Origin of the sequence: Stenotrophomonas chelatiphaga (genome assembly GCF_032054965.1) — a bacterium.
GTDB classification, from domain to species: Bacteria; Pseudomonadota; Gammaproteobacteria; order Xanthomonadales; family Xanthomonadaceae; genus Stenotrophomonas; species Stenotrophomonas chelatiphaga.
The window spans coordinates 82,824-108,881 of the sequence record NZ_DAMBRS010000011.1; the positions used below are offsets into that span (position 1 = coordinate 82,824).

Consider the following 26,058-nt stretch of genomic DNA (forward strand, 5'->3'; position numbering starts at 1 on the left):
CGTCGTCATGCCTGCAGATCGCATCGCCAACGCGCGTCTCCGTGACCGCGTGGTCTCCGCCGAGGCCGCAGCCGCGCTCATCCAGCCCGGTGAAACCGTGGCCATGAGCGGCTTCACTGGATCGGGTTACCCCAAGGCCGTGCCGGTGGAACTGGCCCGCCGCATCGAAGCGGTGCACGCCCAGGGCCTGCCCTTCCAGATCAGCCTGATGACCGGCGCCTCCACCGCCCCGGAACTGGATGGTGCGCTGGCCAAGGCCGATGGCATCGCCATGCGCATGCCGTTCCAGAGCGACCCGGATGCGCGCAATCGCATCAACGAAGGCAAGCTTGACTACATCGACATCCACCTCAGCCACGTCGCCCAGCACGTGTGGTTCGGCTTCTATGGCGATATCGATACGGCGGTGATCGAAGTGTCGGCGATCCGCGAGGACGGCGCGTTGGTGCCGTCCACCTCGGTGGGCAACAACAAGACCTGGCTGGACCTGGCCAAGAAGGTGATCGTCGAGGTCAACGAGTGGCAGCCGGCCGGCCTGGATGGCATGCATGACATCTACTACGGCACCGCGCTGCCGCCGCATCGCAAGCCGATTCCGCTGGTGCAGGCCAATGACCGCATCGGCGAAACCGCGCTGCGTTGCGACCCGGACAAGATCGTGGCGGTGGTGCGCACCAACGGCCCGGACCGCAACAGTCCGTTCAGCCCGATTGACAGCACCAGCGAGCAGATCGCCGCGCACCTGATCGAGTTCCTCAAGCACGAGGTGGCCAAGGGCCGCCTGCCGGCCAACCTGCTGCCGCTGCAGAGCGGGGTGGGCAACATCCCCAACGCGGTGCTGGCCGGCCTGGCCAAGAGTGGTTTCCGCGACCTGGCCGCGTTCACCGAAGTGATCCAGGACGGCATGCTCGACCTGCTGCGCGACGGCGTGCTGAGTTATGCCTCGTGCACCGGCTTCGCGCTGAGCCCGCAGGCCAACGAGACGTTCAAGGAGAACATCGATTTCTACCGCGAGCGCATCATCATGCGCACGCAGGAAATCTCCAACCATCCCGAGCTGGTGCGGCGCCTGGGCTGCATCGGCATGAACGGTATGATCGAGGCGGACCTGTACGGCAACGTCAATTCGACCCACGTAATGGGCACGCGGATCATGAACGGCATCGGCGGTTCCGGTGACTTCGCGCGCAACGGTTTCCTGTCGGCGTTCCTCAGCCCGTCCACGGCGAAGAATGGCAGCATTTCGGCCATCGTGCCGATGGTCAGCCATGTCGACCATACCGAGCACGACGTATCGGTGATCGTCACCGAACAGGGCCTGGCCGACCTGCGTGGCCTGACCCCGCGCAAGCGCGCGCAGGTGCTGATCGACAACTGCGCGCACCCGGATTTCCGCGCGCAGCTGCAGGATTACTTCGACCGCGCCAGCCGTGAGAGTTACGGCAAGCACACCCCGCACCTGCTGCCGGAGGCGCTGAGCTGGCACCAGCGGTGGTTGGATACGGGCAGCATGAAGGCCTGATGCCATGCGGCGCACCAGGACGGTGAGCGGTCGCTGAAAGCGCGCCGCGGCCGCGTCGCGTTTGCTGGCGGCATGTACATACAGCCGACCAGCATCCCTTCCCGCCACTCCGCATTTGCAGTCGTATCTGCCGACACCCGTGCGCCGGCTTTACCGACGCACGCTTCCCTGCGCGCCGTTTCCAATACGCCCGCGAGAACTGACAGGGAGTCGGTACCACCGCTGCTGCGGCTTGCTGCGGACGAAACCGGCAACGATCTGGTCGCGTGTCTGCGCCGACGTTGCGGGGAGGCCGGTGCACCGCAGCTGATCGGCGACGGACTGACCTTCATCGGCACCCTGACAAGGCAGGAATCGGCCGTGTACCTTCGCGCGACCACGCTGGCGCTGGCTGATGACGTGACGTTGGCCGCGTCGCTGGCGGAACAACGCCGACAGGGCACTGCGCCGTCGCCGAATGCACCGGCTTCACCGCTGCCGCCGCTGCTGCAGGAGTACAGGGATGCGATTGACCACCTGCTGCGCGCCGTGGCAGCCAACGGTGCGGTGATGAGCGGAACCTACGGCTTTACCACCTACATGCGGCACTGCCTGTACCGCGTGGACAAGGCCCCGTCCGTCCATGTCGCCGGAACGGTGCTGAATGATGCACTGCACTGGCAGCGCGGTGCGCGTCAGGCGATAGCGGGAGTCGACCCGCTGATGTGGCCCCGGCAGGAAGGAGATCCGTTGGGACCGACGGCCTACGCCTTCGCATTGAACGAAACAACGGACGATGCAGCAGCCGTGCTTGCCGAACTGCGCGCGTTTCATCCCTGGCCGTCACCCGGTCAATCGCTTGCCACACCCGGCAAGGTGACCCGCTGATCAAGAATCCCCGCCCGAGGCCGCAGGGTGAGTGCGCGGCACCGCGTCTGCGGACACCGGGGCAGCCTCCTGCAGCTACGCCCGCAACGCCACCAGTGAGTCCTGCTGCAGCTTTTCGTACAACGCGAACTCGTCATGCACCCGCGCGCCCAGCGCGGTTTCAAAGGCATCGCGGTTGGCATGCGCCGCATACGCACGCTGTTCGCCGCCGCCCAGGTTGGACTGGAAGATGCCTGCGGCGCTGACCGGCAGGAAGTCTTCGTAGATGATCGGATCGGCGGTCGCCAGGCCTTCTCCGATCAGCACTTCGGCGGGCAGGTCGGCCACGCGCTGCCGGGCTGCACGGCCGGCGTCGGTCAGCTGGTAACGGTAGTAGCCCAGGCCTTCGCTGCGCAGCGTGGCGTGGTCGTCCGGGAAGCCGGCAAACGCCGCCTGCAAGCGCTGGCCATAGTCACCGCCGGTGCTGCCGGCGCCCTCGGTTTCGCGTGCCTGCGCCAGCAACTGGTCGTACAGCGCGCGGCCCTTCGGCGTCAGCGCCAGACCGCGCTGCTCGATCTCGCCGAAGCGTGCGGTATGGGTGCCGGCATCGCCGCCGTCGTCCTTCGGGAAATGCACCGGCTCTTCCAGCGCCTTGAAGCTGGTCTGCCGCAGCAGGATCGGGCACGCACGGCGCGGCGGGCCTTCAATGACCGCCTTGGCGGCCATGCCACGTTCGATCATCGCCGCCTGCGCCGCATCGATGTCCAGCGTTCGCGGGGTGAGGTGGTTGATGTGCGGGCCACGGAAACTGACCACGTCGGCGATCAGCCGGTGTGCATTGCCCAGGGCATGGTAGGTATCCAGCGCCACGGTGGCATCGCTGTGCCAGCGGAAGGTTTCCAGTGCTTCGGCGACGAAGCGCTCGGCGTCGGCGGCGTGCAGGCCGCCCTCGCGCTCGGCCTGTTCGACCAGCGCCAATGCATCGTCGGTGAAGATGCGCCGGCGCGCCAGGATCTGCGCGGCCTGCTCGCGCAACGCCGGATCTTCGATCAGCTCCAGGCGCAGCAGCGAGGTGAACACGCGGAACGGATTGGCCGCCAGCGCCGCCGCGTCGATCGGGCGGAACGCGGTGGAATGCACCGGCACGCCGGCCACGCTGAGGTCGTAATAGGCGACCGGATACATGCCCATCACCGCGAACAGGCGGCGCAGGGTGGACAGCTCGTCGGCGCTGCCGACCCGGATCGCGCCATGCCGCTCTTCATCCAGGCGACCGCGGCCATCGTTGCGCTCCAGTTGCGCGGCCAGGTCGGTGTCGTCGGCCAGCACCTGCGCGTTGATCTGCGCGACCAGGTCGACCAGGTCGCCGTACAGCGGCACTTCGGTGCGGTACATGCGCGACATGGCCTGTGCGAACAGGCGGCGGATGGCATCGGGCGAAACGAATTCAGCAGCGCTCATGGGGTATCCAGCAAGGAACACGGAACATGCGTTGGCAGGCATTGTCGCCGGGCCATCGCCGCTTTGGTAGCGCCCGTGCTCGGCGGATTGCCAGCAGCCGGCCGAGCACGGCCCCGCGCTACCGTTACTGCCCCAGCTGGCGGCGCAGCGTGGCATCCAAGGTGATCGGTCGATCCCAATGCCGGTAGCTGGCCACGATGGCGTGGCGCAGCGCGCGCTTGTGCAGGTTGTCCGGCGGCACCGGCAAGGCTTCCACGGCCGCCTCCCAGCCGGCGTCGCGGTGGGCGCTGAATGCCCGTACCACCTCGCGGCAGCTCAACGTGATGGCCTTGGCCCAGAAGCAGGCAAAGTACACATCGGCCGCGTGCCAGCCGTGGTTGTTGACCAGCGCGGCGGCGTAACCGCGATCCACCCCGCTGTAGCGCGCGACCTCGTCCAGGAAACTGTCCGGATAGCGCTCGGCGTAATGGTTGATGTCGGCCAGCCAGGTGTCGATCCACGCATCACCGGTGTCCACCGTATAGGTGGCCGATTTCTCCGCTGTCTGCTGGGCCAGCGTGATCGCCGGCACCAGCAGCGCGGACAGCAACAGCAGCGTTTTCAGCAGGCGCATCATGCTGGGATTGTGACCCAGCCGGGCCGCCGTGTCAGGTCAGCCGTTTCAGGTCACCGCTTCAGGCGGCCGCGGCCTTGGCTTCGATGGCCTGCAGCGCGGCCGGCCAGTCCCACGCCGTATCGGCGGTGACCATGCGCGGTTCATCGTCGGCCACGCCGTGTTCGGTTTCGTGCGCCCAGGTCACCGCGTAAGGCGTATGCACGCCCCAGCCACCGAGGGTCACCACCGGTTCGATATCCGAGCGCAGCGAGTTGCCGACCATCACGAACTGGTTGATCGGCAGGTCGAATTCAGCCAACACGCGGGCATAGGTCTCCGGATCTTTCTCCGACACGATTTCGATGCGCGGGAACAGGTCGTGCAGCTGGGCCACCTTGATCTTGGCTTCCTGGTGAAACAGGTCACCCTTGGTGATCAGCACGACGGGATACTGTTCGGCGATCAGGGCCACCGATTCGCGGACGCCGTCGATGAGCTCCACCGGATGGCGCAGGGTGTCGTGGCCGATGTCCAGCATGCGCTGGATGTGCGTTGCGCTGACGCGGCTGTCGGTGATTTCGATGGCCGCTTCGATCATCGACAGGGTCATCGCCTTGACCCCATACCCGAATACCGCGAGGTTGCGGCGCTGCACGTCGAGCAGGTGCCGGGCGGTCTGCGTGTCATGCACGTCGATGTAGTGCGAAAGCAGGTCGAGGTAATCCTGTTCGGCCTTGCGGTAGTAATCCTCGCTCTTCCACAGCGTATCGTCACCGTCAAAACCAACCAGGCCGATGGCGCTGCCGCGCGCGGGCGTGGATATTTTCATGCGCGAAGAATAACAGGGCGGCCCACGCACTGGCCTGCGTGGGCCGCCCTGCCTGTTGCGACGTGCCGACCCGGGGTCGGCGCTTTGTGCTGCCGCGCGGTGCGCTCGTCGAGCGTGGCCCGGCGCTACGCGGGTGTTGCCGGGCTTAGTTGCCCTGCGCGCCGGCGGCGCCCTGCTGGGCCTGCACGAAGGCCTTGTATTCATCGGCCGACAGCTCGCCGTCCTTGTTGGTGTCGGCCTGGTCGAAGACCTGTGCGAGGCCGGCGTTCACCTGTGCCTCGGTCTTGCTGATGGTGCCATTGCCATCGGTATCGATGCTGGCCCAGGTCTGGCCGCCCCCATTGGCCTGTGCAGCAGCCTGGCCGGCGGCATGCGTGGCCTGGTCTGCGGCATTGCCTGCTTCAGCCGCCTGGTTGCCGGCCGCAGCTGCTGCCTGCTGTGCCTGCACGGCCTGCGCCTGTGCAGTGGCCGCCTGTTCCTGTGCGGCGCTCTGCGCCATGGCCGGAAGGGCGAACACACTGCCGGCGGCAACGAGGAGGGCGATCAGCGGCTTGCGGTTACGAAGAGTCATTGGGTGGTCTCCTTGGATGTGATGTTGCACGGCCATGTGTTCCGTACGGGGCCTACGTTGGCAGCGCGCCGATGAACGCAAATTGGGGCGCGATCGGCCTTCATACGCGGCATTAACCACTACCGGCCGGGCATCGGCTACCGGCTTGGTTAGAAGGCGGTGAGCGGAAAGTAAGGTGCGCATTCAGCGGGCGCGGATTTAACGAGGCGCGAACGAAATTCAGCCTGCGTCACCACGTTCCGGCGCTGACCGCGAACTGAACAGCACCCAGCCGAGCGCGACACCGGACAACGCACCGAGGATCTCCAGCACCACGCGGCTGCCCAGTTCGTTCGGATCGTGGATGGTGGACAGGTAGAGGCGCGCGTAGAACGGCGATTCCATCCGCACGATGCCCATGTAGAACAGCTTCCACATGTCGATGCCGGCGGAGATGACCACCGCGATACCGCTGGCCCAGCCCAACGCGTGGCCGTGGGTCCAGCGCAGCACGCGTGCGATGTGGTGGAACAGGAAATACACCAGCAGGCCCACGAGCAGGGCGATGCCCGCAGCTTCCAGGGTGCCGAGCAGACCGAAATGGAGGGGAAGGTTCATGGCCACAGTGTAATGGCCGGGCCAACTGCGCGAATCAGTCCACCGGCACGTCGTAGGCGGTGTGCGGGTCCGGCTCGGGCTGGAAGGTGTAGTGCCACCATTCCTTCGGGTAGTTGGCGAAGCCGGCAGCGGCCATCGCCTGCAGCAGGTAGGTCCTGTTGGCCTGTTGCAGGGTGCTGAGTCCATCGGCAGCGGTGTGCGCACGCACGCCGAAGAAATCGAAGTCGGTGCCCATGTCCAGTGGCGTGCAGCGCGCGGCTTCGCACTGCATCAGGCCCACGTCCACGGTGGCGGCGCGACTGTGGCCGGACTGCTCGGCGATGTAGCCCTCGGCGAACAGGCGGGACTTGTCCACGTCCGGATACTGCGTGGCCTTGCGCGAGGTTTCGTGCGGGTCCCGCGCCCAGGCCACGAAGGCCTGCACCGAACGCACCGGGCGGTAGCAGTCATGCACCTGCAATGCATGGCCCTGGCTGCGCAGCTGGCGTTCCACCTTGGCCAGGGCATCGGCGACCGGCGGCAGCAGATAGCAGGCAGCTGCCTCATAGCCGGGCACCGGGCGGCCGGTGAAGTTGTTGGAGGTGGCGTAGCGGATATCCAGCGCGATGCCGGGCGCGCGCGTGCGGATGTCCACCAGCCCGGCCTCGGCGGCGCTGCGCGCAGGCGATACGGTCGGTGCTTCAGCGGCGCCGGCGCTGGTTGCCAGGGCAATCGCCAATGCGAGTGAAATGCAGGTCCTGGTAGTCATAGCTGAAGTCGATATCCGGGTCGATGGCGCGCAGGTCCAGCGTGGGGACCGGCGTGTCGTTGGGCTGCAGCCACGCCTGCGCGGCCGGTTCCAGCGTATCCCAGCGCAGCGCCCAGCGCGGTCCGGCCTGCACGACATCGGCCTGCAGCCGCGGCGATTTGTCCACGCTGAAGCGCAGCCTCCCCTGCCACGGGCACAGCGACGCCTCGCCCAGCCACGGATCGCGATAGCGGCCCTGCAGTGCTGCCAGCGCGGTTGCCGGCGCCGGCACTGTGGTGCGGGTATCGGGCAGCGGATCGGCCTCTGTCGGCGATGGCGCGCGTGCCTGCGCCAGGTCGTCCAGCCAGCCATCCACCCCCTGCGTGGCGCCCGGGGCGGTGTAGTGCTTCAACGCGGCCTGCATCAGCGCGGTACGCGCATCTTCGCCTTCACCGTTGATCAGCAGCACCACGCCGACCTTGCGGTCCGGCAGCAGCGCCAGCGAGGAATACATGCCGGACAGCGTTCCGGTATGCGCCACCTTCCACTGCCCGTCCAGGTCGGACAGGCGCCAGCCGTATCCGTAGCCGGCGAAGTGCGAGTTGTCCCAGCGCCGTTGCCGCTCGCCCAAGGGCATCGGCATCTGCAGCGTCCACAGTTGGCGGCGCTGTTCACTGCCCAGCCAGCCCGGCACCTGCGACGGATCCAGCAGTACCTGCATCCAGCGCAACATGTCGTTCAACGAGCAGCGGATGCCACCGGCCGCCATCGACGGCGAATCCGGGCTGCTGTCGCCGTCCGCGGCGATCACCACGTTGCGCCCCTCGCGGCGCACGTGGGGCTGGGCGATGTTGCCCACGGCCGGGGGAGACCACGCGCCGACCTGGCAACGCGACAACCCCAGCGGGATGAACACCTGTTCGCGAATCAGCTGGTCATACGGTTTTCCAGCGGCTGCGGCGGCCACTTCACCGGCGACCACGTACAGGAGGTTGTCGTAGGCATAGCCACTGCGGAAGCTGGTGACCGGCTTGAGGTGGGCCAGCCCGGCGATGATGTCGGCGCGCGTGAAGTGGTTCGGTTCCGGCCACAGCATCAGGTCGCCGGCGCCCAGGCCGAGTCCGCTGTTGTGGATGAGCAGGTCGCGCACCTGCATCTGTTCGCCCACCCAGGGATCGAACATCGTGAAGGACGGCAGGTGCCTGCGCACCGGATCGTCCCAGCGCAGCTTGCCCTGTTCCACCAGGCGGGCGAGCAGGGCGGCGGTCATCGCCTTGCTGTTGGAGGCGATCTTGAACAGCGTATCGGCATCGATGCGGGCGTCGGGGGTATCGCCGCGGCTGCCTTCCGCGCGGCGGTAGACCACCTTGCCGTCTTCCACCACGCCCATGGCGATGCCGGGCAGCTGCTCACGCTGCATCGTGCGTTCGAACAGGGCGTCGAACGGTGGGGCTGCCAGGGCGAACAGCAGCAGGGGCGCGAACATGGAATCAACCTTCAGCGTGGATGGGTAGCGCCAAGCCATGCTCGGCGAGCGAAGCGGCAGGAGCTGAAGCGTGACGACCAACGGTCGTCACCCACCAGGGCAAGAGCTGACGGCCAGCGGCCGTCACTACCGGGGCCGGCCGTCGCTGCCGGGCTAGAAATTCCAGGCCACCACGAGTTGCGCGTAACGCGGTGCCTGCCAGCGGGTGCCGGTGTTGAACGTGGCTTCGCGGTACACGCCCGGCTGGCTTTCATAGCGCTGGTGCACGTTGATGACGGTCTGGTTGTTGAACAGGTTGTAGACCGACAGCCGCGCGCTCAGGTCGATGCCGTCCACCGGCAACCGCCAGGTCACGTTCGCGCCCATGGTCCACGTCCACGGCAGGTTGCCGAACGCACCGCGGGCAGTAGGCTCGAACACGCGCTGGTCGTAGCTGCCACTGCAGTTGGCCACGCACAGCCAGCCGGTGCCGCCCCCGCTGCCTTCGCTGGAGGTACTGCCGCCGGCCACCGTGTCGCCCGGCCACATCACGCCGAAGGCGGTGATCGGGCCACCCGACTGCACCTGCAGCGTCGTGCCGAACGACCACTGTTCGTTCAACGCATACGCCGCGCGGAACTTGAACTGGTGGCGGAAGTCGTTGAACAGCGACCCGTAGCGTTCGTTGTTGGAAGGATGGTCCCAGTGCTGGACCATGCCGGTGTCACCGTAGTTGGTGTCCGAGTTCACCGGGCCTTCGAAATTGCCCTCGCTCTTGGACCACAGGTAGGACGCGTTGAACATCCACTTCTCGTCCCACGCACGGTCCAGCTGGAACTCCAGCGCCTTGTAGGTGCGCTTGGGCTTGGAATAGCCGACCACTTCGCCACTGCCGCCCTTGCGGTAGCCGCTGTTGGCGGTGTCGATGGTGATCCAGCCTTCCTCGGCGCAGCCGATGCTGGAATCGCCCCAGATGGTCAGGCTCTCGCCGGGGTTGGCGATCGGCCACAGGGTGCTGCCGGTCGGGCCGCACGGGGTGTAGTTCAGGCGCATGTCGTCCAGCGCGCGGGTCATGCGCCGGTAGGTCCCGTTGACGCCCCACGACCAAGCCTGGTTGATCATGGTCTGGAAGCCGAGGATGTATTCGTCCTGGTAGACCGCCTTCAGGTCCTTGTCCACGCTTTGGCGCAGATCGGCCGCGCCGGTGTTCATACGGGTATCGGTCGGACCGACCTGCTGGCCGATGACCGGCGCCATGTACGGCGCACCGGTGACCGGGTTGCTCTGCTGCTGCCAGCCGTTGAGCACGTAGTAGGTGTATTCGTCGGTGAGCCCGCCGGCGAAATTGACGTTGATGTTGTTGGTCACCGGCAGGTAATAGCGGCCGGCGTTGCCGAACAGCTTGGTGCTGCCGTCCCCCTTCATGTCCCAGGCAAAGCCCACGCGCGGGGCGATCAGGTCGTCCATCTTGATGAAGGCATCGCCATCGGCGGTGCGGTTCTCGAAGCGGTCCCAGCGCACGCCCAGGTTCAACATCAGGGTGGAGGTGACGTTCCAGATGTCTTCCAGGTAGAAGGCGTTGGCCTCGGTTTCGAAGGTGCCGCCGGACACGCGGTTGCGCGCGCGCAGCATCTGGTTGACCCCGGCCGGCACGTAGGCGTTGGCGCCGTCCCACACCTCATCGCCGGGCCGCGCCGCATACGCGGTGTAGGTCATCTGGCTCGGGCCCGGGTAGCGCGTGGACTGCTCGGTGGTCATCAGTTCGCGGTCCACGCCGAAGCGCAGCAGGTGGCGGCCGAGTGCCCATTCGAAGTCCAGCCGCGCGGCATCGCGGGTGTCATCGCGTTCGGCGATGGCGGTGCCGGTGGGATGGCAGCCGGCGCGCAGGCCGTTCAACTGGCCCAGGTAGGGTGCATAGGTGGCATCGGTGAACACGGCATCGCAGTACAGGTCCAGCGTGGAATTGGAGAACGCCCGCTGGTTGTTCTGGCCGACCATCGCCTTGGCGGTGAAGCTTTCGCCGAAGCGGCCGGTATAGGTGGCCGACCAGTTCCTGCCGCCGCCGTCGGTCAGCGTGTCACCGCCCCACTGGCCCAGCGTGCGGGTGTCCCAGGTGTAGCCGGAAGAGGCTTGGGTGGTTTCGGTCTCGTCGGAGAACGCCAGCAGTTCCAGGGTGTGGTTGTCGGTGATGTTCCAATCCAGCTTGGCACCCCAGAAATCATCGTTGCCGCTGTTGTCGAACCAGGTGCGGCCATCGGATGACGTGTTGTTGCCATCGGTATCGCGCTTTTCGTACATCGCGAACAGGAACAGCCTGTCCTTCACCAGCGCGCCGGAACCCCAGACGTTGGTCTTGGTGAACGAGGTGGCGTCGGTGCTGGCGTAGGCGTGCGGCGAGCCGTCGCGGTGGAAATGATCGCGTGCCGCCGAGCGCCAGGCATTGGGTTCGAAGGTGACTTCCGCGCCGCCTTCGAACTCATTGCTGCCCGAGCGGGTCACCGCGTTGATCACCCCGCCGGTGGAGCGGCCGAACTCCACCGAATAACCGCCGGTCTTGACCTGGAATTCCTGGAAGAAGCCGAACGGTGCGCTGGAGAAGCCCCGCCGGGTGTACATGTCGGTGACGTTGAGGCCGTTGATGTAGACCGCGTTTTCGGCCACGGAGGAACCGGCAAAGGACAGCCCACCGAACGACGAGTTGCCCCCGACCACGCCCGGCGCCAGCAGGGCGACGGCGGACAGGTCCTGCGCCACCGGCAAGCGCGAGATTTCCTGGCGGTTGACGTTGAACGAGGTCTCGGTGGAATACACGTCCACCCGGTTGATCACCCGCGAACCGACCACCTGCAGGGCATCCAGGTTGACCACCCCGCCACCGCTGGCCAGGTTCACCGTGGTGGTGCCACCAACGGCAACGCTGACGCTGACCGGCTCGCCCAGGGCGGCACCGTCGCGGCTGAGCTGCAGGGTGTAATCGCCGACCGGCAGCTGGCCCAGGCGGTAGCTGCCGTCGCTGGCGGTGGTGGCCGAACGGGTCAGCCCGGTACCGCGGTTGACCACGGTGACCAGGTCCCCGGCGGTGGCCCGGCCAGCGACTGCGCCGGAGACCGTCTGTGCCGTTGCGACGCTGGGCACGATCATGCCCAGGCACGCGCCCAGGGCGACGGCCAACGCCGCCCGCTTGATGCTGATTGCCTTCATCCCCTGCTCTCTCCTGCAGAAATTGAACGGTGTGGTTGACTAGGGTGTCGCGCTGGGTTTGCCGCCTGCAGGCCGTACCGTCCACTGGAACTGGTCGTCCCACTGGTCGAAGTACAGGTTGCCGCCTGCCCACTCGGCCTCGCCGCGCTGCGAGTCCACCGTTTCCGAGCGGAAGTGCTGCTTGGCCGGCACGAAGGCCTGGCCGAAATCATCGTTGAAGGCGATCCGGTAGCCGTCGATGCCACCGAGATAGAAGTCGCGCAACGCCGGCTGGTCACTGTCCAGTGCACCGGTGGTGACGTCCATCGGCAGCCAGCCGTACGGCGCCAGGTACACCGCGCCCCAGTCGTGCAGGTTGCTGTAGCCGATCGCGTTGTCGGAGAACACGCGGCCGGATTGCCAGCGCGCCGGGATGCCGTTCATGCGCAGCAGGGTGATCAGCAGCAGGGTCTGCTGGCCGCAGTCGGCGTGGCCGGCCTGCAGCGCATGTTCGCTGATGTTGCTGATCGTGGAATACTCGCGCGCGCCGGCCCACGGGATCTGGTCAACCGCGTGATACAGCAGGCGCACCACTTCAAGCGGCCGCGTCTCACCCTGCAGCACGCGTTCGGAATAGGCGCGCAGTGCCGGGGTGAAGCGCACGTGCGGTGGCTGCTCGGCCAGGTACGGTGCCAGCGCCGCATCGTTCGGCGTGGGCTGCACCGCAGCAGGATCAATCGCGGTGTGGCGGGCGCTGACGGTGAGCGCGTAGCGGATCTGGAAACGGGTCGGCTGCCCGGCCACGGCCGGCGCTTCCAGGTAGGCGGTGCGCTGCAGCGTGCTGGCCGGTGCCACCTGCGCGCCGGACGGCGAACTGCCGATCCACTGCAGCTGCTCCTGCTGGCCGGGGATTTCGCGCGGGTACGGAATCCAGGCACGCACGGTCTCGCCGGCCGGCACCGCATCGGCCTTCACCACCAGGGACTGGGTGACCTCCACGCGTTGCGGCAGGACCGAATCGGCGCCGCTGCGCGCGGCGGCAGCGACCACCTGCGCGTGGTACGGGGCCAGCCTTTCGTAGGGTCCATCGGCCGGCATCGGGGCATCGGCACGGCGGCGTGCGCGGGCCTCGCTGCTGAGGCGGAACAGGTTGGCCGGGGCACGCTTGAAGTACCGCCGCTCGCCATCGATATCCAGGTGCTCGATCAGTCCCTGTGCGTCCCAGCGCGCGAACTCGTCATCGCGCAGGTCGGGGATCCAGTGCCGCAGCTTCTGCTTGGCGGCCGCTTCATCCAGGCTGAAGTCCAGGCGGATGCGCCGCATGCGCTCCTGCTGAAAGGCCAGCACATCCCGATCTACGGCACCGGGAGGGCGCGCCAGCCAAGCATCAAGCAGCGCGTTGGCCTCGGCGAATCGCCCCTGGTCGATCATCGCGATCACCGCCGCATCGGACACCGCAGCGGGTATCGGCGTGGCCGCGTCCGCTGCAGGCTGCGCCCACGCCACGGCCGCGCACAGGCAGGCAGCAGCAGGCAGCAACAGTTTGCGAACGACCGGATCCACAGCGACACTTCCCCAGCGCGGGTGGTAACAGCTGTGTAACACGCAGCGAGATGAGGGTCAATAATTTATTCTTGCGTTCCGCGACGAAAGGAATAACTATTCCAACAGCTTTCCAACAGGGTCACTGCCGCATGTTCCTGGCTCCCCGCAGCACCCGCCGTGCCCTGATGCTGGCCCTGTGCCTGGCCCTGGGCAGCAGCGCGGCATCAGCGCTTGCGCGCGCGCCGGCCGCCACGCCGGATCCCGGCCCCGCCCTGCCCTATGTCATCGGCCTGCACGAGGCCTATCTGACGCCACAGTACTGGGCCGCGCGGCTGCCCGATGCCGATGCGCTGATCCTGGACCGTACGCAGATCGCCGCGCAGAACACGCGCATGCGCGCTGAAGACCCGCACATCCAGGACATCGCGGCATTGCCCGCATCGCTGCCCGCCGCCACGCTGCGCGAGTCGATCACCGCGCTGTCGCGCTGGCCGACGCGGGCGCTGTATGACGCCCACGGCACCGCGATCCCGGCCGGCCAGCGTGCCGACATCGAAGCCAACCTAGCACTGGACAGGCTGCCCGCCCGCACCGCGCCGCAGTACGGGCTGGTGGTGCACCGCGCGGCGCTGCGCACCTTCCCGACCCGGCAGCGTGTTTTCAGCAGCACCGAAAACACCGACATCGACCGGTTCCAGGAATCGGCGCTGTTCCCCGGCGACAAGGTCGCGGTGGTCCACCGCAGCGCCGATGGCGCCTGGCTGTTCGTCCACAGCGAGCGTTACAGCGCGTGGATCGAAGCGCAGTACGTGGCCACCGGCAGCAGGGACACGGTGCTGGGTTACGCCGCGACCGGCCCGTACCGGGTGATCACCGGTGCAGTGGCGCATACCGCGTTCACGCCGGAAGAGCCGCGCGTTTCGCGCCTGCAGCTGGACATGGGCGTGCGCCTGCCGGTGCTGGCGCAGTGGTCGCCGGCGCAGGCGGTCAACGGCCAGCAGGCGCACGCCAGCTGGGTGGTGCAGCTGCCCGTGCGCGAAGCCGATGGCGCGCTGAAGCTGGTGCCCGCGCTGCTGCCGCGTTCGCAGGACAGCAGCGCCGATTACCTGCCGCTGACCCCGCGCACCCTGCTCACCCAGGCGTACAAATTCCTGGGCGAGCGCTACGGCTGGGGCCACGACTACGACACCCGCGACTGCAGCGGCTTCGTTTCGGAAATCTACCGCAGCGCCGGCGTGCTGCTGCCGCGCAATACCAGCGCGCAGGGCATCAGCCCGGCGCTGGATCGCATCGCCTTCACCGAAAAGGACGGCGCCGCCCGACGCGAGCGCGCCGTGGCCGACCTGCAGGTGGGCGACCTGGTGTACATCCCCGGCCACGTGATGATGGCGATCGGCCACGTCGACGGCCGTACCTGGGTGATCCATGACACCGCCGGTGGCAGCTGGAAAGGCGAGGACGGCACCCGCATCCAGGCGCACTTGAACGGTGTATCGGTCACCCCGCTGGAGCCGATGATGGCCAGCGATGACCTGCGCTACATCGACCGCATCACCAACATCCAGCGGGTGCGCCCGCAGAGCACGCGACAGACGCCTTGATGAAAATCACCGATATCGAACTGGGCATGCTGCGCGTGCCCCTGAAGACACCCTTCAAGACCGCGCTGCGCACCGTCGACACCGTCGAGGACGTGGTGGTGATGATCCGCACCGACACCGGCCACACCGGCTACGGTGAAGCAGCGGCGACCGCGGTGATCACCGGTGATACGCACGGGTCGATCATCGAAGCGATCCGCCACTTCATCAAGCCGCGGCTGGTCGGCCAGGACGTGGCCAACCTCAACCGCCTGTGCGCCCTGGTGCAGTCGTCGATGGAGCGCAACAGCAGCGCCAAGGCCGCGGTGGAAATCGCCCTGTACGACCTGTGGGCGCAGCTGCACGACGCGCCGCTGTACCAGATGCTGGGCGGCGGCGATCCGGTGATCACCACCGACATCACCATCAGCGTGGACTACATCGACAAGATGGTCGCCGACTCCCTGTCCGCGCTGGATCGCGGCTTCGAATCGCTGAAGATCAAGGTCGGCAAGGACATCGGCCTGGACATCGAACGGGTCAAGGCCATCCATGCCGCCGTGCAGGGCCGTGCGCTGCTGCGGCTGGATGCCAACCAGGGCTGGACCGCCAAGCAGGCGGTGCAGGCGATGCGTGCACTGGAAGAGGCCGGAGTGGTGCTGGAACTGCTGGAGCAGCCGGTCAAGGCCGCTGACATCGCCGGCCTGAAGTACGTCACCGACCGGGTCAACACGCCGGTGATGGCCGATGAGAGCGTGTTCAATCCGAGCCAGGTGATCGACCTGATCCAGCAGCGCGCCGCGGACATCGTCAACATCAAGCTGATGAAGACCGGTGGGCTGTCCAATGCGATCCGCATCGCCGACATCGCCGCCATCCACGGTGTGCCGTGCATGATCGGCTGCATGATCGAATCCAGCATCAGCGTGGCCGCCGCGGTGCACCTGGCGGTGGCCAAAAGCGATGTGATCACCAAGGTCGACCTGGATGGGCCGTCGCTGGGCCAGTTCGACCCGGTCAGTGGCGGGGTGACCTTCAACGAATCGGAAATCAGCATCAGCGACGCACCGGGGCTGGGCATCACCGAAGTACGTGGACTGGAGATGCTGGCGTGAGTGCGGTCCGCTGCGGTAACGCCCTGGATGCTGTTGCATGCCGCCGCTGCTGAAGATCCGCGCCGAGCGCGGACAGATGTCGGCGATCGAGCGCCGCATCGCGGATTTCATCCTTGAGAACGCGCACCTGCTGCGCGATTACTCCTCGCAGCAGCTGGCCAGCGCGCTGGGCATCAGTCAGTCCAGCGTGGTCAAGTTCGCGCAGAAGCTGGGTTTCAGGGGCTATCCGGACCTGAAATTCTCCATTGGCCAGGACGTGGCCCGCAGCGGCGCCGCACCCGCTTCACCGCCTGCGGTCGCCGGAGGGCTGGACGGATACCTGCGCATTGCCCAGGCGCTGCAGGCCAGCAAGGCGGCAGCCGAGGACGAAACGCGGGCGGCCAATCCGCAGGCCGACGTGGAGCGCATCGTCGCCCTGGTCGATGCGGCGCCCAAGCTGTTCGTGTACGGGCTGGGCGACGATGGCCTGTACGCACGCGAATTCGCGATGCGGCTGTCCCTGCTGGGCATGCTGGTGGTGCACCACGCCGATCCGATCCTGATGCTGGCCAACCTGTCCGCTGCGCGCCCGGGTGATGTGATGCTGGTGTTCTCCGAGTTCGGCAAGCTGCCACAGCTGTCGATGCTGTCGCGGCAGTTCCAGGACCTGGGCGGCAAGGTTGTGTCGATCACCCGGCACACCGCCAACCCGCTGCGTGCCCATGCCGATGCCTCGCTTGCGGTCTGCGCCGAAGACCGCGCGCCGCACATGGCGCAGGTGCTGTACCGTGCGTCCTTGCAGTCCCTGCTGGATTTTGTTTTCGTGCTGTTGTGCGACGCCAATCCGGATCGCAACCGCCAGTTGGCGGTGAACCTGGAACGCATCGAACACCTGCTGAATACCTGACCGGAGCCGCCCATGAAGTCGCTGTTGCGTTGCCTTGCCGTTGCAGCCCTGTTACTGGCCGGTCCGGCGTGGGCGGCCAGCCCGCTGGACGGTGCCAGGCAGGTGGTGGTGGTCACCAGCGAAGGCTGGGACAGCACGCAGGGACGCCTGCAGGCGTTCGCCCGCACCGACCACGGCTGGAAGCCGGAAGGCGCCGCGTTCGATGTGGCCCTGGGCCGCAGTGGCAGCGCCTGGGGCATCGGTCTGCATCCAGCGACGGACGCGCTGCCGAGCAAGCGCGAAGGCGATGGGCGCAGCCCGGCCGGGGTGTTCGCGCTGGGCACCGCGTTCGGTTACGCAGCGCAGGCGGACACCGCCCTGCCCTGGCAGCCGATGCAGGAAAGCAGCTACTGCATGGACGTGCCGGATTCGCCGTACTACAACCGCATCGTCGATGCCGGGCGGGTCGGCGCCGAGGCCGTGGAAGGGTCTACCGAACCGATGCGGCTTGACCTGCACAACCACGGCGACGTGCGCTACCAGCAAGGCTTCGTGATCAACCACAACCCGCGCAACGTGCCCGGCCAGGGCAGCTGCATCTTCGCCCACCTGTGGCGCAGGGAAGGCGAGGCCACCGCCGGCTGCACCGCGATGACCGCCGCGCACATGCGGCAGCTGCTGGCCTGGCTGGATCCGCGCAGCGCGCCGGTGTTCGTGCTGCTGCCGCGCGAGGAATACGCGCGCCTGCAGCAGGCATGGCAGCTGCCTGCCCTGCCCGCTGCCAACGGCCACGCCCGGTGAGCGCGCCGGACACCCAGCCCACCCCCAGCCTGCAGCGCGCGGTCAGCCGCTGGCAGATCGTTGGCCTGTCCATCAACGATGTGATCGGCAGTGGCATCTACCTGCTGCCGGCCGCCACGGTGATGCTGCTCGGGCCGTTCAGCCTGTGGGGCGTGCTTGCTGCCGGCGTCGTGGTCGCGCTGCTGGTGCTGTGCTACGCGCAGGCCGCCAGCTACTTCGACGAACCTGGCGGCAGCTACCTGTATGCCCGCGAGGCCTTCGGCCGCTTCGCCGGTTTCGAGATCGGCTGGATGATCTGGCTGACCCGCATCAGTTCGGCGGCGGCCCTGAGCAACGCGCTGGCCGATGCGGTGGCGCGCTTCTGGCCGCTGGCCGGCAGCGGCGGTGGGCGCATCGCGGTGATCGTGCTGTCGCTCGCCTTCCTGACCGGGGTCAACATCATCGGCGTGCGCTCGGCGGCACGCACCGGCGTGGTGCTGGTGATCGGCAAGCTGGTGCCGCTGCTGCTGTTCGTGGCCATCGGTGCGTTCTACATCGACCCGCAGCTGGCGTTCTCCGGGCAGCGTCCGGACCCGCACGACCTGCAGCGCATGGGCGAGGCGGCGCTGCTGCTGCTGTACGCCTACGCCGGCTTCGAAAACATCCCGGCCGCCGCAGGCGAGTACCGCAATCCGCGGCGTGACATCCCGTTCGCGCTGATCACCATGATCATCACCGTCACCGTGATCTACGCCGCGGTGCAGATCGTGGCGCAGGGCACCCTGCCCGGCCTGGCCGGCTCGGCCACGCCGCTGGCCGATGCCGCAGCGGGCTTCGGCGGCGAGGCGCTGGCGCTGATCCTGACCGTCGGCGCGACGATCTCCATCCTGGGCACCAACAGCAACACGATGATGATGGGCCCGCGCTTCCTGTATGCACTGGCCGCCGATGGCTATGGCCCGAAGGTGCTGGCCCACGTGCATCCGCGCTTCCGCACGCCGGCGGCGGCGATCCTGTGCCAGGGCATCATCTCGCTGCTGCTGGCCCTGAGCGGTTCGTTCGTGCAGTTGGCGCTGCTGTCGATGACCACGCGGCTGTTCGCCTATATCGGTACGGCCGCCGCGGTGCTGGTGCTGGCCAAGCGCTACGCCGACCGCCCCGGCGCGCTGAAGCTGCCGGGGGGGCCGCTGATTCCGGTCCTGGCGCTGGTGCTGTGCCTGGCGCTGTTTGCCAGCGCCAGCTGGGCGAACATCCTCGCCGCGCTGGCCGCCTTCGCCGTGGGCGCGGTGATCTACCTGTTGCCGCGCAAGGACGGTTGATGCATCGCTGGCCGGCGGATCGGCTCTACGCTGCGCTCACGCGCCGGGTCCGGGCCGTTAACCGGCCGGTCGTCAGGATGGAACCTCATCCAACGACCACAGACGGAGCCGACGAATGAGCCCCGATTACCAGATTCCCGGCCGCGTGCCGGAAGACGGCGTACAGCGCGAAGCCTTTGCCAACTATTGGCGTGAGCGCTATCCGAGCGAGCCCTATTACGACGCCAGCTCGTCCTTCGATGACTACGAACCCGCCTACCGGCTGGGCCACCAGTCACGTGCGCAGGATGTCATCCGTGCATATGAAGAAGTGGAGCGGGAGCTGCAGACGCGCTGGGCAGCCGAACGTGGCGAGAGCCGATTGGAATGGCTGCAGGCGCAGCACGCGGTGAAACGCGGCTGGGAAGATGCGCTGCTTGCCGATCCGCGCTTGGACAAGGGCCCGACGCGCGGCATCTGATGCGTCACGCCTGATCCATCACAAGGCCGCAGCGTCCCACCATTCAGGGGGACGCTGCGGCGTGCACGGTCGCAATGGTATACAGAGGGGGTTGGCCATCCGCATCCCCGCCTGGAGATACCCATGACCCGTAAGTTGCTTCTCACCCTGGCCATCGGCCTGACCCCGTTGCTTGCCACCACCGCCTGTGGCGCCGCCAGCCAGGACGCACCCGCGCCTGCGGCCGCTGCACCGGCGCAGAAATCCTTCAGCGCGTTCAACGCCACCGAGTTCGCCACGTTCGACGAGCCGTGGGCAATGACCTTCCTGCCCGACGGCAGCCTGCTGGTCACCGAAAAAGCCGGGCGCCTGCAGCACCTGGATCTCACCAGCAGGACCAAGCATGAAATCACCGGTGGCCCGAAGGTCGCCTACGGCGGCCAGGGGGGCTTCGGTGACGTGGTGCTTCACCCGGACTTCGCCAGCAACCAGCTGGTGTACCTGAGCTACGCCGAAGAAGGCAGCAACAACACCCGCGGCGCCGCCGTGGCGCGCGCCAGGCTGGTGCTCGATGCCAGCGGTGCCGGCACGCTGCAGGATCTTTCGGTTATCTGGCGGCAGGACGCGAAAGTCAGCGGCAACGGCCACTATGGCCACCGCATCGCCTTCGGACCGGACGGCAAGCTCTGGATCACCTCCAGCGAACGGCAGAAGTTCGACCCCGCACAGGACATGGCCAGCAACCTCGGCAAGCTGATCCGCCTGAATGACGACGGATCGGTGCCGGCTGACAATCCGTTTGTTTCGCAGGGCGGGGTCGCAGCGCAGGTGTGGTCGCTGGGCCATCGCAACATGCTGGGCATCGCGTTCGATGCCAACAACAAGCTGTGGGTGCACGAGATGGGCCCGGCCGGTGGCGATGAGTTGAACCTGATCACCCGCGGCGAGAACTACGGCTATCCGATCGTATCCAACGGTGACCACTACGATGGCCGCCCGATTCCGGACCATTCCACCCGCCCCGAATTCGCGGCCCCCAAGGTGACCTGGAACCCGGTGATCTCGCCGGCGGGCTTCATCATCTACAGCGGGGACCTGTTCCCGCAGTGGAAGGGCAGCGGCTTCATCGGCGGCCTGTCATCGCAGGCGCTGGTACGCGTGAGCTTCGATGGCGAGAACGCACGCGAAGCCGAACGTTTCGACATGGGCGCACGCATCCGTGAAGTGGAACAGGGCCCTGATGGCGCGGTGTGGGTGCTGGAAGACGGCAAGAACGGCAAGCTGCTGAAGCTCACCCCGAAGAGCTGACCCGGTAGTGACGGCCGCTGGCCGTCACGCCCTTGGTGACTGACGACCCGGTAGTGACGGCCGCTGGCCGTCACGCCCTTGGTGGGTGACGACCGTTGGTCGTCACGCCGTTGCCCTTGCCGCTGCGCTCGGCGTTACCGGTCATTCCTGCAGGGCGACCACCTTGACGTCGGTGCGGCTGCAGGCCTTGTCCAGGCACGTGCCGTTCAACCAGGCCTGGCCGTTGCCGATCATCACGCCCTGCTGGTTGGCGAACACGGTGTCGAAGGACTGCGCGCTGATCGCACGGGCCACCGGGGCGGTGATGATGCGCTCGTATTCGCGCTGGAACGTCGCGGCATCGGGCACCTCACGCTTGCTGCCGCCAGTGTCCACGCGCAACGGATAGCGCATCAGCGCGGCCACGGCCGCGCGGTCATCGCCGGCGACACCCTGCTGCAACGCCTTGAACACGGTTTCGTACTGGTCGGCATCGCCAAGCACGCGCTCGATCCGCCCGCGCGCATCGCCGGTACCCGGCGCGGCCGCGTCGGCCGGTGCGTTCGGGCCGGATTCGGCCGGCGGCGCCTGGGCGCCATCGGCCGGCACGAACGGGGCGGTCGGCTCGTTCGGTGACGGTGCCACGATCGGGTCATCCGGCGTTTCACCCGGGCCTGCGGCAGCAGACATCGGCGGCGGCGCAGCATCGGCAGGCGCAGCAGGCGCATCTGCCTGCGAACAGGCGACCAACCAGAACGGGGTGGCCAGCAACAGCGGCAAGGTGAATGAACGGGACAGGCGCATGCACGACTCCGGCAGGAACGAAGGCACCCAGCCTAGCGGCGCCAACGTGAGCCGGGCATGCATGGCCCGTGCAGGCCCGGTCCCGGGCCCATTCCAGGCAACAAACAGCGCGTCCGGACAGGCCGGACGCGTCAGCACCCTCAGTCGGCGAGCAGCTCGAACTGCACCGGGGAGCCGCTGATCGCCGATGCGCACACCCACAGGTCGAACAGGCCCGCTTCGGCACGCAGCACGCCATCGCGGCCGGTGAAGGCCAACTGCGAGCGCTGCACGCTGAAGCTCACCTCGGTCGATTGACCGGGCTGCAGCATCACCTTGCGGAAGCCCTTGAGCTCGCGCACCGGCCGCACGCGGCTGGCCACGCGGTCGTGGATGTACAGCTGCACCACTTCTTCGCCGGCCACGCTGCCGGTGTTGGTCAGCGTGGTGGTGATGGTCAGCGTGTCATCCCAGCCCAGCCGGGTGCTGCTCAGCTGCGGCACGCCGTAGGCAAAGCTGGTGTAGCTGATGCCATGGCCGAAGGCATACAGCGGCTCGTTGGGGATCTCGCGCCAGCGTGCCTTGAACTCGGACATGGTCGGCAGTTCCGGACGACCGGTACGCGGATGGTTGTAGAAGTACGGCTGCTGGCCGGACACCTGCGGGAAGCTCACCGGCAGGCGCGCGGACGGGTTGTAATCCCCGAACAGCACATCGGCCACGGCGTGCCCGGTCTGGGTGCCCAGGTACCAGGTGATGGCCACCGCCTGCGCATTGCGCACCGCGCCCTGCAGGGCCAGCGCCCGGCCATTGCGCAGCAGCACTACCATCGGCTTGCCGGCCATCGCGACCGCTTCGGCCAGCGCCTGCTGGGCCGGCGGCAAGGTGATTTCCACGCGCGACTGGGCTTCGCCGCTGTAGCGCTGCGGTTCGCCCAGTGCCAGCACCACCACGTCGGCGCGCAGCGCGGCGGCCACGGCCGCTTCGATGCCACCGGCGATGCCGCTTTCCAGTTCGCAGCCCGGCACCACTTCCAGCAGCGCTTCATCGCCGATGGCGGCGCGCACGCCGGTTTCCAGGTCCACGTAGCGGCTCTTGTCGCCGAACAGGGTCCAGCAGCCTTCGATGTTTTCGCGGTCCTGCACGAACGGGCCGATCAGCGCGATCTTCTGCCCGTCGCGGCGCAGCGGCAGCGCCGACTGTTCGTTCTTCAGCAGCACGATGGAGCGACGTGCCGCATCGCGCGACAGCGCGTCATGCGCGGCGATATGCGAATCGTCCGCTTCGCGCGCCGGGTCCAGCGAACGGTAGGGATCATCGAACAGGCCGATGGTTTCCTTCAGCCACAGGATGCGGCGCACGCCTTCGTCCAGCACCGCCATCGGCACTTCACCACTTTCCACCAGGCCCGGCAGGTGTTCGGCATAGAAGCCGCTCTGCATGCTCAGGTCCAGGCCGGCGGTGAACGCCTTGGCGGTGGCATCGCGGTCATCGGCGGCATAGCCGTGGGCGACCAGTTCCATGTCGGCGGTGTAATCGGAAATCACCACGCCGGGGAAGTTCCACTCACCGCGCAGGATGTCGGTCAGCAGTTCGGCGTTGGCACTGGCCGGCACGCCGTTGATGTCGTTGAAGGAGGACATCACGGTGATCGCGCCGGCATCGAAGGCGGCCTTGAACGGCGGCAGGTGCACGTCACGCAGGGTCTGCGGCGAAATGTCCACCATGTTGTATTCCATGCCGGCCATCACCGCGCCATAAGCGGCGAAATGCTTGGGCGTGGCCAGCAGCGCGTCGTGCGCACGCAGGTCATCGCCCTGGAAGCCGCGCACGCGGGCGGCGGCGAACGCACAGCCCAGCACCACGTCTTCGCCGGCGCCCTCCGCGCCACGGCCCCAGCGCTGGTCGCGGGCGATATCCACGGCCGGTGCGTAGGTCCAGTGCAGGCCGGCCGCGGTCGCTTCCACGGCGGTGGCACGGGCGGTGCGGCGCGCCAGTTCCGGTTCGAAGCTGGCCGCTTCGCCCAGCGGGATCGGGAACACGGTACGCATGCCATGGATGACATCGGCGGCCAGGATCACCGGGATGCCGAGGCGGCTTTCTTCGATCGCCACCTGCTGGATGCGACGGCCCAGCTCGGCGCCGACGCCGTTGAACAGCGAGCCGACCTTGCCGTCGCGCACCTGCTGCAGCACCTGGTCAGCGTTGCTGACGTTGGCTTCCGGGTTCACGTCCGGGGCAAAGGGACGAACCATGTCGGCGAACACGCCCAGCTGACCGACCTTTTCTTCCACGGTCATCTGCGCAATGAGGGATTCGATACGTTCGGAAGCCACCGGGTGTCCTTGATGTAAACGTTTTCAGTGCCGGCATTCTAAAGCTACCGGGCACAAAAGTGCGCATCTTCTGCGTTCATGTTTTCCGCCCGCGCTGAGTGCGACGGCGCGGCCGGGGTCAGCTTAAAGCATGCCGGGCGCCGGGGTGGCGGGCGGAGTCGGCGGCTGTTCCGGGGCTGCCGGGCGGCCCACGTCGGCGCTGCGGGACCGGGCGTCCATCAGCATCGCGTCGCTGGAAGCCTGGAACACGCGCAGCCCGAAGGCCGGCAGGATCGCCAGCAGGTGGTCGAAGACGTCCGACTGCACGCTTTCGTACTCGGCCCAGGCCACGCTGCGCGTGAAGCAGTACAGCTCCAGTGGCAGGCCTTCGGTGGTGGGCTGCAGCTGGCGCACCAGCAGGATCATGTCGGTGTTGATCCCCGCGTGGCTGCGCAGATAGCGCTCGACGTAGGCGCGGAAGGTACCCAGGTTGGTGACCCGCCGGCTGTTGATCTCACCGGCTCCCTGCGCGCGCAGCTGCGCGTTCCACTGGCCCAGCTCGGCGTCTTTTTCTTGCAGGTAGTCGGCCAGCAGGGCGAACTGGCCGACCCGCGCGCGTGCCTCGGCGTCCATGAAACCGACGCTGTGCTGGTCCAGGAACAGCGCGCGCTTGATCCGGCGGCCGCCGGACTCCTGCATGCCACGCCAGTTCTTGAACGATTCGGTGACCAGCTTCTTGGTCGGGATGGTGGTGATGGTCTTGTCGAAGTTCTGCACGGTAACGGTGTGCAGCGCGATGTCGATGACATCGCCATCGGCGTTCTGGCTGGGCATCTCGATCCAGTCACCCAGGCGGATCCGCCCATCGCCGCTGATCTGCACGCTGGCCACCAGCGACAGGATGGTGTCCTGGAAGATCAGCATCAGCACCGCGGTGGCCGCGCCCAGGCCGGTCACCAGGTAACGCAGTTCCACGCCGGCGAGCGTCGCCACGATCGCCAGCCCGGCAATCGCGAAAATGACGATCTTGGCGACCTGCAGGTAGCCCTTGATCGGCTTGTTGCGCGCGTCCGGCCGGCGCTCGTACAGATCGTTGGCGGCATCCAGTGCATGCGACAGTGCCATCGAGACGGTCAGGATGGCCCAGGCCTGGCAGGCCGCGACGATGAACGCCACCAGCCCGCCGGGCAGGTCCGGCACGTAGGTGATGCCCGAGGCGATGACCTGGCTGGGCACCACGTTCGACAGCCGGGAGATCACCCGCATCACATTGCTGCCGCGGCCGGAATCGGCCCCCGGCAGGCGGGCGAGCAGGCGGCGCAGGCCACGCAGCAGGATGCGTTTGGTGACCCAGTTGGCCAGCGCGGCGGCGATCACCAGCGCCGACAGCATCAGCGCGAGATAGGCACCGGGATACGGCGCCAACGAATGCTGCAGGCTGTCCAGCCAGTTCACCACCACTACCGCATCCACCACCAGGTCGCCTCCTTCTTGTAGATCGTTTTTTGGTTTCCGGTAGCCGACCGGGGCCGGCGCTGCCGGGTTACAGGGCCCGTTCGCGCTCGATGATCACGCCGACGGCGCGCGCACCGCGTACGGCACCGGGCTTGCTGAGCTTCAGCCGCAGCCACTGCACGTCGAATTCCTGCAGCACGATCTCCGCGCAGCGCTCGGCCAGGGTTTCCACCAGGCCGAAGTCCGAGGCCCGCACGTACTCCTGCAGCCGGTTGCTGACGGCCTTGTAATTGAGGGTGTGCTCGATGTTGTCGGTGGCGGCCGGACGGCGGTTGTCAAAGCCCATTTCCAGGTCGAACACCAGCGTCTGGCGGATCCGTCGTTCCCAGTCGTAGATACCGATCAGGGCGTCGATTTCCAGCCCTTCGATGAATACCTTGTCCATGATGCCTGCCACACGAAAGAGGCGGTCATGGTAACGGGACAGGCCGCGGGGTGCAGGGACGTGGGATGAACAGCGGGGCGGGGGAAAAACAAAGGGCCCTGCTAGCGGGCCCTCTGGTACTGCCATTGTCCCCGGGGGGGACCGAGGTTATCGGTCGCGATTCCCGGCGGCTCGTTGGACAAGCCTAAGCCCGCCCCAGCGGTGCTTCAATAGCCAAATGCGACAGATTCAGATCGACCTTCTGGCGTGCGGTCATGACTGACCGCCAACCCTGTCCTGCCCTGATGGATGCCCTGGATTCTGGAGGGCAGATTGGTATCACCGCATTTCGTGCTTC

General features: G+C 67.2%; 22 protein-coding genes. 9 read left to right on the forward strand and 13 right to left on the reverse strand.

Features of this window, described 5'->3' with window-relative positions; all coding sequences use genetic code 11:
- Positions 1–7: 7 nt before the first annotated feature.
- Both RTX79_RS13755 and RTX79_RS13760 read left to right on the forward strand, forming a co-directional pair.
- Positions 8–1,522 (forward strand): acetyl-CoA hydrolase/transferase family protein, encoded by a 1,515-nt coding sequence (locus RTX79_RS13755; protein ID WP_312684364.1) that lies wholly within the window; start codon positions 8–10, stop codon positions 1,520–1,522.
- Positions 1,523–1,594: 72 nt separating this feature from the next.
- Positions 1,595–2,389, forward strand: a complete 795-nt coding sequence (locus RTX79_RS13760) for a hypothetical protein (RefSeq protein ID WP_312684365.1) — start codon at positions 1,595–1,597, stop codon at positions 2,387–2,389.
- Positions 2,390–2,464: 75 nt separating this feature from the next.
- On the opposite strand, the gene hglS is transcribed toward RTX79_RS13760, so the two are convergent.
- The 9 genes from hglS to RTX79_RS13805 all read right to left on the reverse strand — a co-directional run bounded on the left by hglS (position 2,465) and on the right by RTX79_RS13805 (position 13,356).
- The gene (gene hglS / locus RTX79_RS13765) at positions 2,465–3,829 is read right to left on the reverse strand and encodes a 2-oxoadipate dioxygenase/decarboxylase HglS (RefSeq protein ID WP_312684366.1); all 1,365 of its coding nucleotides are present in this window, start codon (positions 3,827–3,829) and stop codon (positions 2,465–2,467) included.
- Between the two features lie 124 nt (positions 3,830–3,953).
- A complete protein-coding gene (locus RTX79_RS13770; RefSeq protein ID WP_312684421.1) occupies positions 3,954–4,442 on the reverse strand; it encodes a hypothetical protein in 489 nt (162 codons plus the stop codon).
- 61 nt (positions 4,443–4,503) lie between these two features.
- Entirely contained in the window at positions 4,504–5,253 is a 750-nt protein-coding gene (locus RTX79_RS13775; protein WP_312684367.1) for an HAD family hydrolase, read from the reverse strand.
- Between the two features lie 145 nt (positions 5,254–5,398).
- Complete coding sequence (locus RTX79_RS13780) at positions 5,399–5,824, reverse strand: EF-hand domain-containing protein (protein ID WP_057508218.1); 426 nt, start codon at positions 5,822–5,824, stop codon at positions 5,399–5,401.
- 219 nt (positions 5,825–6,043) lie between these two features.
- The gene (locus RTX79_RS13785; RefSeq protein WP_312684370.1) at positions 6,044–6,421 is read right to left on the reverse strand and encodes a hypothetical protein; all 378 of its coding nucleotides are present in this window, start codon (positions 6,419–6,421) and stop codon (positions 6,044–6,046) included.
- A gap of 34 nt (positions 6,422–6,455) precedes the next feature.
- Complete coding sequence (locus RTX79_RS13790; protein WP_312684371.1) at positions 6,456–7,169, reverse strand: M15 family metallopeptidase; 714 nt, start codon at positions 7,167–7,169, stop codon at positions 6,456–6,458.
- Complete coding sequence (locus RTX79_RS13795; RefSeq protein WP_312684372.1) at positions 7,102–8,634, reverse strand: serine hydrolase domain-containing protein; 1,533 nt, start codon at positions 8,632–8,634, stop codon at positions 7,102–7,104. Before RTX79_RS13795 ends, RTX79_RS13790 begins: the two co-directional genes overlap by 68 nt.
- A 153-nt stretch (positions 8,635–8,787) precedes the next feature.
- Positions 8,788–11,814, reverse strand: a complete 3,027-nt coding sequence (locus RTX79_RS13800) for a TonB-dependent receptor (RefSeq protein ID WP_312684374.1) — start codon at positions 11,812–11,814, stop codon at positions 8,788–8,790.
- A gap of 39 nt (positions 11,815–11,853) precedes the next feature.
- Positions 11,854–13,356, reverse strand: a complete 1,503-nt coding sequence (locus RTX79_RS13805; protein ID WP_312684375.1) for a transglutaminase-like domain-containing protein — start codon at positions 13,354–13,356, stop codon at positions 11,854–11,856.
- Positions 13,357–13,487: 131 nt separating this feature from the next.
- On the opposite strand from RTX79_RS13805, the gene RTX79_RS13810 reads away from it, so the two are divergent.
- The 7 genes from RTX79_RS13810 to RTX79_RS13840 all read left to right on the forward strand — a co-directional run bounded on the left by RTX79_RS13810 (position 13,488) and on the right by RTX79_RS13840 (position 20,744).
- The gene (locus tag RTX79_RS13810) at positions 13,488–14,939 is read left to right on the forward strand and encodes an SH3 domain-containing protein (RefSeq protein WP_312684377.1); all 1,452 of its coding nucleotides are present in this window, start codon (positions 13,488–13,490) and stop codon (positions 14,937–14,939) included.
- Entirely contained in the window at positions 14,939–16,033 is a 1,095-nt protein-coding gene (locus RTX79_RS13815) for a dipeptide epimerase (protein WP_123700254.1), read from the forward strand. Before RTX79_RS13810 ends, RTX79_RS13815 begins: the two co-directional genes overlap by 1 nt.
- Before the next feature lie 37 nt (positions 16,034–16,070).
- Positions 16,071–16,919, forward strand: a complete 849-nt coding sequence (locus RTX79_RS13820) for a MurR/RpiR family transcriptional regulator (protein WP_312684380.1) — start codon at positions 16,071–16,073, stop codon at positions 16,917–16,919.
- A 12-nt stretch (positions 16,920–16,931) separates the two neighbouring features.
- Entirely contained in the window at positions 16,932–17,699 is a 768-nt protein-coding gene (locus RTX79_RS13825; RefSeq protein WP_312684381.1) for a L,D-transpeptidase family protein, read from the forward strand.
- A complete protein-coding gene (locus RTX79_RS13830; RefSeq protein ID WP_312684383.1) occupies positions 17,696–18,997 on the forward strand; it encodes an APC family permease in 1,302 nt (433 codons plus the stop codon). The genes RTX79_RS13825 and RTX79_RS13830 overlap by 4 nt, the downstream gene beginning before the upstream one ends.
- 115 nt (positions 18,998–19,112) lie before the next feature.
- On the forward strand, positions 19,113–19,457 hold the full coding sequence (locus RTX79_RS13835) for a hypothetical protein (RefSeq protein WP_057508208.1): 345 nt from the start codon (positions 19,113–19,115) through the stop codon (positions 19,455–19,457).
- A 123-nt stretch (positions 19,458–19,580) separates the two neighbouring features.
- A complete protein-coding gene (locus RTX79_RS13840) occupies positions 19,581–20,744 on the forward strand; it encodes a PQQ-dependent sugar dehydrogenase (protein WP_312684385.1) in 1,164 nt (387 codons plus the stop codon).
- 141 nt (positions 20,745–20,885) lie between these two features.
- On the opposite strand, the gene RTX79_RS13845 is transcribed toward RTX79_RS13840, so the two are convergent.
- From RTX79_RS13845 to folB, 4 genes are all read right to left on the reverse strand, one after another.
- Entirely contained in the window at positions 20,886–21,527 is a 642-nt protein-coding gene (locus RTX79_RS13845; RefSeq protein ID WP_312684387.1) for a hypothetical protein, read from the reverse strand.
- Positions 21,528–21,667: 140 nt separating this feature from the next.
- Positions 21,668–23,842 (reverse strand): glycoside hydrolase family 3 N-terminal domain-containing protein, encoded by a 2,175-nt coding sequence (locus RTX79_RS13850; protein ID WP_312684388.1) that lies wholly within the window; start codon positions 23,840–23,842, stop codon positions 21,668–21,670.
- Positions 23,843–23,965: 123 nt separating this feature from the next.
- The gene (locus RTX79_RS13855) at positions 23,966–25,297 is read right to left on the reverse strand and encodes a mechanosensitive ion channel family protein (RefSeq protein WP_312684389.1); all 1,332 of its coding nucleotides are present in this window, start codon (positions 25,295–25,297) and stop codon (positions 23,966–23,968) included.
- Between the two features lie 67 nt (positions 25,298–25,364).
- On the reverse strand, positions 25,365–25,721 hold the full coding sequence (gene folB / locus RTX79_RS13860) for a dihydroneopterin aldolase (RefSeq protein WP_057508231.1): 357 nt from the start codon (positions 25,719–25,721) through the stop codon (positions 25,365–25,367).
- Positions 25,722–26,058 lie beyond the last annotated feature (337 nt).